At 35.9% G+C, this 9,643-nt stretch carries 9 protein-coding genes; 4 read left to right on the forward strand and 5 right to left on the reverse strand.

From position 1 onward, the window contains the following. Positions 1–285 precede the first annotated feature (285 nt). On the forward strand, positions 286–1,017 hold the full coding sequence (locus ACOMCU_RS08065) for a polysaccharide deacetylase family protein (RefSeq protein WP_421049856.1): 732 nt from the start codon (positions 286–288) through the stop codon (positions 1,015–1,017). A 166-nt stretch (positions 1,018–1,183) separates the two neighbouring features. Here ACOMCU_RS08065 and csaA read toward each other — a convergent pair whose 3' ends face one another. Beyond that, positions 1,184–1,516 (reverse strand): chaperone CsaA, encoded by a 333-nt coding sequence (gene csaA, locus ACOMCU_RS08070; protein ID WP_421049857.1) that lies wholly within the window; start codon positions 1,514–1,516, stop codon positions 1,184–1,186. A gap of 100 nt (positions 1,517–1,616) precedes the next feature. Between csaA and ACOMCU_RS08075 the strand changes: the two genes are divergently transcribed. Beyond that, positions 1,617–1,832, forward strand: coding sequence for a hypothetical protein (locus ACOMCU_RS08075; protein WP_421049858.1), 216 nt, complete (start codon positions 1,617–1,619; stop codon positions 1,830–1,832). Positions 1,833–2,007: 175 nt separating this feature from the next. Here the strand turns inward: ACOMCU_RS08075 and ACOMCU_RS08080 are convergent, their stop codons facing one another. Both ACOMCU_RS08080 and ACOMCU_RS08085 read right to left on the reverse strand, forming a co-directional pair. After that, positions 2,008–3,042 carry a DUF418 domain-containing protein gene (locus ACOMCU_RS08080; RefSeq protein WP_421049859.1) on the reverse strand — a complete coding sequence of 345 codons (1,035 nt, stop codon included), beginning with the start codon at positions 3,040–3,042 and terminating at the stop codon, positions 2,008–2,010. Between the two features lie 161 nt (positions 3,043–3,203). Beyond that, positions 3,204–4,154, reverse strand: coding sequence for a helix-turn-helix transcriptional regulator (locus ACOMCU_RS08085; protein WP_421049860.1), 951 nt, complete (start codon positions 4,152–4,154; stop codon positions 3,204–3,206). Positions 4,155–4,271: 117 nt separating this feature from the next. Between ACOMCU_RS08085 and ACOMCU_RS08090 the strand changes: the two genes are divergently transcribed. Next, positions 4,272–4,799, forward strand: a complete 528-nt coding sequence (locus ACOMCU_RS08090; RefSeq protein ID WP_421049861.1) for a dihydrofolate reductase family protein — start codon at positions 4,272–4,274, stop codon at positions 4,797–4,799. A 43-nt stretch (positions 4,800–4,842) separates the two neighbouring features. Here ACOMCU_RS08090 and ACOMCU_RS08095 read toward each other — a convergent pair whose 3' ends face one another. Next, entirely contained in the window at positions 4,843–5,871 is a 1,029-nt protein-coding gene (locus ACOMCU_RS08095; RefSeq protein ID WP_421049862.1) for a serine hydrolase domain-containing protein, read from the reverse strand. Positions 5,872–6,347: 476 nt separating this feature from the next. Beyond that, the gene (locus ACOMCU_RS08100) at positions 6,348–7,166 is read right to left on the reverse strand and encodes a Ku protein (protein WP_421049863.1); all 819 of its coding nucleotides are present in this window, start codon (positions 7,164–7,166) and stop codon (positions 6,348–6,350) included. 105 nt (positions 7,167–7,271) lie between these two features. Between ACOMCU_RS08100 and ACOMCU_RS08105 the strand changes: the two genes are divergently transcribed. Continuing rightward, positions 7,272–9,098 carry a DNA ligase D gene (locus tag ACOMCU_RS08105; RefSeq protein WP_421049864.1) on the forward strand — a complete coding sequence of 609 codons (1,827 nt, stop codon included), beginning with the start codon at positions 7,272–7,274 and terminating at the stop codon, positions 9,096–9,098. Positions 9,099–9,643 lie beyond the last annotated feature (545 nt).

Consider the following 9,643-nt stretch of genomic DNA (forward strand, 5'->3'; position numbering starts at 1 on the left):
TTTATTTTGCTGCTTGCTACCTCTAATGAATTATATGTGAATGGAAAGAGAGCCTTTGGACATTGTGGTAAAGAACGATGATATTGATGATCAAATCATCATACGAATTGAAGAAAAGACCACTGCAGAAAACCGATTTGATGAAAATATAAAGGTTCACTTCACAGCAGTAATTAGTCTTTTGTTCCGTAGAAAATATACATGCATTCATGTTAATAAATAAAGCATTTTTAAGATAAATCAACAAATAATAAGAACTAACAAAACGCTTTGGGAGGTGGAAATTTGAAGAAATTTTATCTATTTTTAATACCTATATGTATTTTAGTTGTTTCCGTATTTTATGTAAACGAAAGCTCATCAGCAGATAAAGGAAGAAAGTATTATGAAGAGGCAGGACAAATAGTGTGGGAAATACAAACCAAAGAAAAAATTGTCGCCTTGACTTTTGATGATGGTCCTCATAAAAAGTACACATCTGAGATTTTAGATTTATTAGCCAAATACGATGCAAAAGCAACATTTTTTGTTGTGGGTCAAAATGCAGAAAAAAACCCGGAGGTAGTTTTACGCATGTATGAAGAAGGGCACGAAATAGCGAATCATACCTATACACATCCATTAAAAACGAACGTGCCTAATTTAATGAAGGAAATAAAACAGACTCATGAAACAATTTATAGTATTAGCGGATATTCGCCCATTTTATTCAGGCCTGTAGAAGGGCAATATACGGATGCGATGATAGATGCCGTTGTAAAAGAGGGATATAAAGTAGTGATGTGGTCTTGGCATCTCGATACTTTGGATTGGAAAAATCCTGGTGTTAATAAAATTGTTGATACTGTGTTAAGAGGTGTTAAAGAAGGGAATGTAGTTCTTTTTCATGATGGTGGGGGAAATCGCCAACAAACTGTAAAAGCCATGGAAAAAATACTGCCAGAACTTGAAAAGCAAGGATATAAATTTGTAACAATTCCTGAACTACTTGAGGCGCAAAAAGAAAACATTAAATAAAAATGCTGTAGCGTCGTCACTCGCTACAGCATCTTGATTTAAACCCTTTTCAGGTTAGTCAGTAATAGCATTATAACACATGACGGACAAAACATGTTAAAAAGACTAATGAATAACTGATGATGAATCTGTATTAACCGATGTGAAAATTTTGAAGTTATTTTCATTAACTAATTTTTGTGCCATTTGGTATTTCTTGATCGGGAGTTAAAAGAATAACATCGCCCTCTGTAGGAACGCCACCAATTATTAGAACTTCGGATTTAAAACCTGCCACTCGACGAGGTGGAAAATTGACAATAGCTACTACTTGTTTGCCGATGATATCTGCCGGACTATATCGTTTCGTAATTTGTGCCGAGGATTGTTTCGTCCCTATTGTTTCGCCAAAATCAATTTTCATTTTAATTGCAGGAATCTTTGCTTTAGGAAGTTCTTCAGCTTGGATAACCGTACCGATTCTGATATCAAGCGATATAAAATCTTCAATTGTTGCCATAAATGATACCCCTTATAATAAAATAATTATACTAAATATAGCATTAAATTGAAAAATATTAAAAAAAATAGCATGTTTACAGGTTTAGGGATTCAGACTTATGAAAAAACAGATTAGAGGAGTAGGAATGCATATTGAAAAATCGGTAAGCGCATTACTTCACTATAAATGTAAAACTGTTGTGGAAATTACATGGGGAAATGCGCAACCAAGCTTGTACGAAATTGACACATTTTATGATTCGGATAATGGGTTAGAAATGGATGATGAAAATTATAAAGAATATCATCTTGCATTCATTAGTTATCGACCTTAGAAGTTATCAGTACTTAGAATTAGGTACGGGAGAAAATGGCCCGCTCCTTATAAAACTAAAGGATTCACATGAAATTATTTATAAAAAAACTGAATCCTAACGCTGATTCGCTTACATCCAATCGCATGCACAAGAAACTAGGAACACTTTAATTCGTGTGCCTAGTTCTATTTTTCTAACATCGTTTTACTAGTGGGGGAATTGTCCAATAGGTACCCATTCGCCATAGCCATTCAATCGGTCCAAATCTATAGAACTTCAACCAAACTTTACTAAATAGCAATTGGAAAATATAAATGCCTATGCAAATCCAAAGTGATGACATTAGGTTGATATGTGAAATTAATTGAAATGTAAGCCCAATTAATAAAATAAGTGCCGTTTGCCCTAAATAATTTGTTAAAGCCATGCGACCGTATTCTCTTAATGGGGATAATAACAATTGTACTAATGGATATTGAAGTAATAATACGAGTATCCCTACATAGAATGCCGAAACAAATGGACTAATTTGCATCCCGATTAATGAAAAGTTTTCAATATTAGCTATATACTCTTCTAATTTCTCCTTTGACATAGTATCAACAGAAGAGGGTGTTGCATCAGGTACATAACTCCATTGATAAAGCCATCCGCCTAAGCTTAGTAAAAACAGAATACTTGTCAAGACAATTAATTTCTTTTGATGAGCATTTATTTTTTCGAATAGCTGATACTGTCCTGCTGCTAATCCAAGTAAAATTAACGGGAACGGCATGGCAATTTTTATACCAAAATAAGCAGTAACAGCTAAAAGGATAAGCCCTATGGCTAGATTTAGTTCTTTCCGCATTTTATAAAATGGTAAAGCAATTAAACCAAATAGAGCATAGACTGTTAACGCTTCTCCCGGCTGAAAAAATACATGGACGATACCAAATAAAAATAACAGGGCAATTCTTCTTAAAAACAATAGATACGCCCTTTCATTTTTAGCAGTTGCCCGGGATATAAACATGAAAAAGCCTACGCCGAATAAAAATGAAAAGATTGTAAAAAATTTACCTTCAACAAATAGAGCTAAAAAATGGCTGTAAGCAATATCAACTGAAGTTGTTGGTGGCTCAATCCACAAGAGTGCGGGGATATTAACTAAAATGATTCCTAATAGCGCAAATCCCCTGAGATAATCCAAAGTATGAATTCGTTTGTTTAAATCGATTGGTTGCATATTGTTTTCCTCCTAACTGATACAAAGTATACGGAAATTCCTCAAGAAGTAGTAACGAATTATGTTACGCCAATCTTACAAAATCGTCAGATAGTCAATACAGACACAAAAAGACATGATAGAGATGGTTCCAAAAGCATGAAGACCAAAGCAATCAAAAATCAAGAAATCTGTGTATCATCAGGATACATCGTTAAAATCTCTTGTGCATGCGTACGTAAATTAGCTATTAATTCCTTTGGTTCTAAAACTCTTGCATGACTACCCAATCTGAAAAAGAGTGGGGTGATAAAACCAAGCTCCCCTTTGTCTATCATGGCATCAATGGAGCCAGTACCATCTTCTTTTATTACGACAAGCTCCTCAAAACTTGGCACACTTTTGCATTGGCGTACGCCTTCCATTGTTAATTGAACATGTAAGCGAATTGGGTTTTTTACTTCATAACTATCAAACCATTGCGCTAAATTCATAAAGCACTCTTCATCTTTGTCAGTTGCTATAATAGATAGAATACGATCCACACGATAGAGCAATACTTTTTGCTTACTAAAGTCATAGGCAGGCAAGTACCAGAGACCATCATGAGCGTATACTCCAATAGGGCGAATGTGTTTGGTTGTAGTACCAGATTTCGAGTCATATTGAATATGTAAATGACTACCTGCTATCGAAGCCTCTAAAACATCTTTTAACAGGGGTGTATGAATCATTCTTTTAGGATTCCAAAAAGCGATGTAAGAACGAATTTTGTCTACTTTTATTTTGGCATCATGTTGAAGTGAGTTATATAATTTATGACCGGCTGAGTGGATTTCAGCATCAAACGGCAGGTCACGATAGTAACTGAGAGATTGAAAGGCAAAGAAGATTGAAACAACTTCGTCTTCTGTAAATAAAATAGGTGGAAGTAGTCGATTTGATAAGACGGTATAGCCTCCGTTTCTGCCTTGTTCTGCGTAGATGGGTAAACCCATATCACTTAAATCTAGGGTGTATCTATGGACAGTACGGATGGATATATGAAATTCATCGGCTATTTCTTGTGCCGTAAATTTTCTTTTTGAATTCACAAACATTAAAATATCTAATAAACGCTTTGCTTTTGACATTTTTCCTCACCTTTTCTTTTTTAACATGCCACTACTTGTCATGTTTTATGTTTAGTATAGGTTTTGCTGATGATTTTATCAAAAAGCAATACCCTAAAGATAAAAGGAGAAAAACATATGACAAGAGAAGTAATTTTATTTATTGCTAGTAGTTTAGATGGCTTTATCGCAAAAGAAGATGATGACTTACAATGGTTATACGATGCAGAGGGGGAAGGGGACAATGGCTATACAGAGATGTATCAATCCATCGATACAATCATTATGGGCAAAAGAACGTATGATTACGTAATGGAACATACAGAGTCTTTTCCATATCCGGATAAAAAATGCTATGTATTCACTACCTCACAAGATGGGACAGATGACTATGTAGAATTCGTTAAGGAAGATGTTGCAGCGTTTACTAAAAAGTTAAAGGAACAACAAGGTTCTAAAATTTGGATGGTTGGTGGAGCAGGTATTCTCGATGCTTTCATGAAGGAAAACCTAATTGATGAATATATTATCACGGTCACACCCCATATTCTAGGTTCAGGTATTCCGTTATTTAAAGAAAAGAATCCGCAAATAGAATTAAAATTAATAAATACACAACGATTTGGTCAGATGGTACAGCTGCATTATAAAGTGAAAACAGTTTAATTTTATGAGCGTGTTTTGATGTCAAAACACGCTTTTTAGCTTTTTAGAGGAGGAGGGATTTATATATTTCGCCAATTAACCCTTCCATTTGGTGTACGCCTAAATCTGTATTGGTCATGATAACTAAGCCTTTTTCTCTATAAGGATAAGCAACAATCATACATTGAAATCCAACACCCCAACCAAGAGAAGACATCTCGATCTCTTGTTGTGCGCCTTCAATAAATACCCCTAAGCCCGTCCACTCCTTACACCCTTGTGGATGTATCAGTTCTTTTATGTGGCTTACAGAGATGCCCAAGTTACTTGTACCTTTTAAAGCATGCATTAATTCAAGAACTAGCTTCGCTAAATCAGCTGTGGTAGTCCATAAACCACAGGCTGCTAGGTATGGATAGATGGGGTATTTGCCGAGCACTAACTCACCATTTTTATGATGACCACAGGCAACATTTTTTGTTATGTCATGAATGTTTGTGGCAAATAGGCTGTTTTTCATATGTAACGGTGTAAAAATAAATTCATCCACCACGAGGTGAAATGGCTTTCCAGTTACGTCCTCTATCAATTGCTGGATGATGCAGAATCCAGCATCTGAATAGTGAAATTCACTCTCTGGCTCATAGCTCACCTCAATGGGGATAGAACAGTAGGGGGTTTGTCCATTTAAAATTTCGACCATTGTAGGTTGCTCTTGTAGTAATTGCAATGCCGAAAAGCTATCACGAGGATCTTTTATTCCCGCCTGATGGCATAGTAAATTGCGTAATGTCACTTTTTTTATCTTTGTGTAATGATTATCAGGTACTTTCCACGATAGTAACTGATTGTTAACATCCTCATCTAAATGTAAATAATTTTGTTCTACTAATCGCATCGCTAACAGGGCTGTTAGAAATTTACTTATGGAACAGGCATTAAAAAGAGTATGGGCATCCACTCTGTTATTAGAGCCGGATTCAAAGTATCCAAAGTGCCTAGATTCACTGATTTGACCATCTTCAATTAACGAAAAGCTTAATCCGGTAACATGATAATGTTGCATGCGTTGCTTGATGTCTATGTTTGTCATCTTTACATCCCCCCAATTTCTGTCTTAATTATAACAAAATATACAAATGTACGTTCTGTTTTTTGTAATTTATGTCATCGGGGATGCATAACAATATAGCTTGAATTAATTTCAGAAATCGTTTTTCTATAAAGAAACACGAGCATTTTTGGAAGGAGTGTAAGGTGGTGACTTCAGCGGGAAAAGCAAGCGAAACGAGAGCGTAACGAAGGAAGCGACTCGGTGCGTGCTTGTTGGAAAGCGTTCGCCTGTAGCGGAATTAACCTATGAACAATTACTTTATTTTCTTTTCATGATATTCGCCTTTATTGATATGAAAATGAATTAAGAAATTGATTCACATAACATTTTTTAAAAATTAACACAAAAAAATTCGCTTCTTCTACGTGGGCAGTTGGCTAGCCTCACAGAAGTATCGCGAATTTTTTATTTGTTATTATTTATTTGTAGCTTCTATGGTGCTGTTGAAAAGACCGTTAAGCATTTTTCTTCGTTTTTGTCGCTCTTTTTCGTGGGCTAGGTTTTTTTGTTTTATCTAACGACGCTTGAAGTGCTGACATCAAGTCCGTTACATTATCAGGTAATGGACGTTTGTCGTTCGCTGCTATTGTATTGGTTGCTTTCTTTTCTTCTATTAATTCCATTAGTGCGGTACGGTATTCGTCCGTATATTTTTCAGGATCAAATATAGTTGTTAGTTGCTCAACTAGCATGAGCGCCGTATCAAGCTCTTTCTTAACAACCGTTTGTTCACTTGGAATATTGGGAACATCACTCACACTTCTCACTTCGTCAGGGAAGTGGATAATCTCCATCACGAGGGCGTCTTGATAGACACGTACGATAGCCAGCTGCTCTTTTGAACGAATTGTAATTTTAGCTACGCCTATTTTACCAGATTCCTCTAGTGTTTTACGTAAAAGAGTATAGGCCTTACCGCCAGTCGTATCAGGAGATAAAAAATAAGTACGTTCAAAATAAATAGGATCAATTTCTTGTAATTTCACGAAATCAATAATCTCTACAGCCTTATCTGCATTTTCCTTGCGTAAGTTTTCTAACTCCTCTTCGTCAAGCACGACAAACTTATTTTTTGCATATTCATAGGCTTTCACAATCTCTTCTTCCTTCACTTCCTGATCACAGCCTTCACATACTTTTTTATAGCTTATCGGTGTATGACATTCTTTATGGAGCTGGCGTAATTTTATATCTTTATTTTCAGTAGCAGCATGGAGTTTAACAGGAATATTTACAAGTCCAAATGATATACTGCCTTTCCAGACTGTATGCATAGCGTCACCTCGTTTTTTATTACTATGTTATATTTTGATTATTTTTATGTATCTAATAAGAAAATAATCAAAAACTGAAAGAAAAGAATGAAAGTAGTTGTTAAAATGAAACCCATGCTATTGACGGATGTAAATGAAGCGCCTATAGGGGAAGAGTGGCTTTACGAAACGAAATATGACGGCTTTCGCTGCATTCTAGTGTGGGAAGAAGAAGAGCCTATTCTGAAAAGTAGAAACGACAATGTACTTAATCATTTATTTCCTGAGATTATAGAATTTTGTATGCGTATATATGATCGTATAAAACCATTATTACCATTAGTACTGGATGGAGAAGTGGTGTATTTAACAAATCATTTTAAAAGTAATTTTTCAATCGTACAAAAAAGAGGAAGAATGCAAAATAAAGACGTTATTGCTGAACATGCCAAGCATTTTCCATTCCATTATGTCGTATTTGATTTACTTAAATTAAAAGGTGAGGAACAAAGCAATCGGTATTTAAAGACCCGTAAACAACAATTAACTAAATTTTTTACTGCTGTAAAGCTACCAACCACTATCAATTATCAGGATGGACAGCTGCTCCAAGCGATCGAGAATTTTGAAGATAGTGAAATGCTGTTACAAACTATAAGGGCAAACAATGGAGAAGGTATAATTGCCAAGAAAAAGACCAGTAAATGGGTAAGTAATATACGGTCCACAGATTGGTTAAAATTAAAAAATTGGCGATATATCACCGTTATTGTCAACAAATATGATAAAGGAAATGGCTATTTTCATGGGGGCGTTTATCAACAGGGAACTTTTAATGAGGTTGTTATATTTAGGCATGGTATGACGGATGAAGAGCGGAAGACATTAGTTACTTTTTTTCAAAACAATGGGACAAAGCGACAGGAGACTTGGGAATTGGAGCCGTCAATCTGTGTGGATATAGCATGTATTGATTTTGATGGTAGTAAATTAAGAGAGCCAAGATTCCATGCATTTAGATTAGAAATAAATCCTGAAGCATGTACCTGGTTACAAATGCAACGTCAACTTTTACCGATTCCAAATAACGTTCAGATAACCCATCCCGATAAGCCAGTGTGGCCAGAAATAGGTATTACCAAGGATGGTTATTTGCACTATTTACAAATGATATCTTCCTATTTATTGCCTTTTCTCTATGACCGTCCGCTCACTTTAATCCGCTATCCACATGGCGCACCAGGGGAAAGCTTTTATCAGAAAAGTAGTCCGGAGAAGATCCCTGATTTTGTTACAACCGCAAGAATAGCCGACACTAATTTTATATTGTGCAATAATATCGAAACGCTACTATGGCTAGGCAATCAACTTGCACTCGAATTTCATATTCCTTTTCAAACGATTCGTACAGAGAAACCAACTGAGATTGTTTTTGACCTTGATCCGCCTTCTGTCGATGAATTTTCACTCGCTATGCAAGGTGCACGACAATTAAAGGAAATATGTGATTATTTTCATCTACAATCCTTCGTTAAAACTTCAGGAGGCAAAGGTTTGCAATTGTATATCCCCTTACCAGAGCATGCTTTTTCGTATGAGGAAGTTAGGATATTTACAGAATTTGTGTGTAAATTTTTATGTAAACAACAGCCTGACTTCTATACAATCGAACGTTTGAAGAAAAATAGGCAAAAAAAATTATACTTAGATTATGTTCAACATGCTGAGGGGAAGACAATCATTTCACCATATTCGACTCGGGGTAATAATAAAGGGTTAGTTGCAACGCCGTTAAATTGGGACGAGGTCAATGAACAATTGCGCCCAGAAAAATTTACTATTCCGACTGTTTTAGCGCGTATGAAAGACATAGGAAATCCTTTTAGGAATTTTCGCGAAATCGGGGAGAAGCAGGATTTTAAATCGGTGCTTCACCATTTAAGAAATTCATAATACGAACGTAAAAAACTGTCTCAAAGGGCATTGGCGGACATAGTTTTTTGTTCAAACGTTGTGAAGTGCCATAACGAGAGGAAAAAGCTGAGAAACACGAAGCTTAACGAAGGAGGAGGCTAGTTAATTCTTCCGCGGAAAGGGTTGTGAACCTCAAAAGTAAAATTTAAACAGAATGGATTTCTCCATTCTGTTTTTTCTTTTATGCAGCCAAACTTTCACAATAAGATCAATACTTGGTCGCCCAACTAGACGTAAACTAGTTGATTGGAGCGCAGGCGGCGACTTCTGTGGGAATAGCATGAGCAAAAGGCCCCGCAGGAGCGTAGCGACGAGGAGACTGAAGCCATCATAGCTGTCAACTTAACAAAAATGTGTACTCTTTCGAAAAAGATGGTATGGATAAATACAAATCTTTTTTGGAAGGAGTCATTTTTATGAAGACACCGAAAAATATACAGTTACTCCAAAAGTTATTTGAATGCATTCGCCCTGAGCGCATCGATGAAATCGCAAAGGAAACGGGTTTTATCAAAAGAAAGCGT

The sequence above is a fragment of the Lysinibacillus sp. UGB7 genome (assembly GCF_049058285.1).
Classification (GTDB): Bacteria; Bacillota; Bacilli; order Bacillales_A; family Planococcaceae; genus Lysinibacillus; species Lysinibacillus sphaericus_B.

Bases quoted from the DNA above. Each gene is read 5' to 3' on its own strand.
- ACOMCU_RS08105 (WP_421049864.1), top strand. From the start codon at position 7,272: ATGAAACCCATGCTATTGACGGATGTAAATGAAGCGCCTATAGGGGAA.
- ACOMCU_RS08090 (WP_421049861.1), top strand. From the start codon at position 4,272: ATGACAAGAGAAGTAATTTTATTTATTGCTAGTAGTTTAGATGGCTTT.
- ACOMCU_RS08085 (WP_421049860.1), bottom strand. From the start codon at position 4,154: ATGTCAAAAGCAAAGCGTTTATTAGATATTTTAATGTTTGTGAATTCA.
- ACOMCU_RS08095 (WP_421049862.1), bottom strand. From the start codon at position 5,871: ATGACAAACATAGACATCAAGCAACGCATGCAACATTATCATGTTACC.
- csaA (WP_421049857.1), bottom strand. From the start codon at position 1,516: ATGGCAACAATTGAAGATTTTATATCGCTTGATATCAGAATCGGTACG.
- ACOMCU_RS08080 (WP_421049859.1), bottom strand. From the start codon at position 3,042: ATGCAACCAATCGATTTAAACAAACGAATTCATACTTTGGATTATCTC.
- ACOMCU_RS08075 (WP_421049858.1), top strand. From the start codon at position 1,617: ATGAAAAAACAGATTAGAGGAGTAGGAATGCATATTGAAAAATCGGTA.
- ACOMCU_RS08100 (WP_421049863.1), bottom strand. From the start codon at position 7,166: ATGCATACAGTCTGGAAAGGCAGTATATCATTTGGACTTGTAAATATT.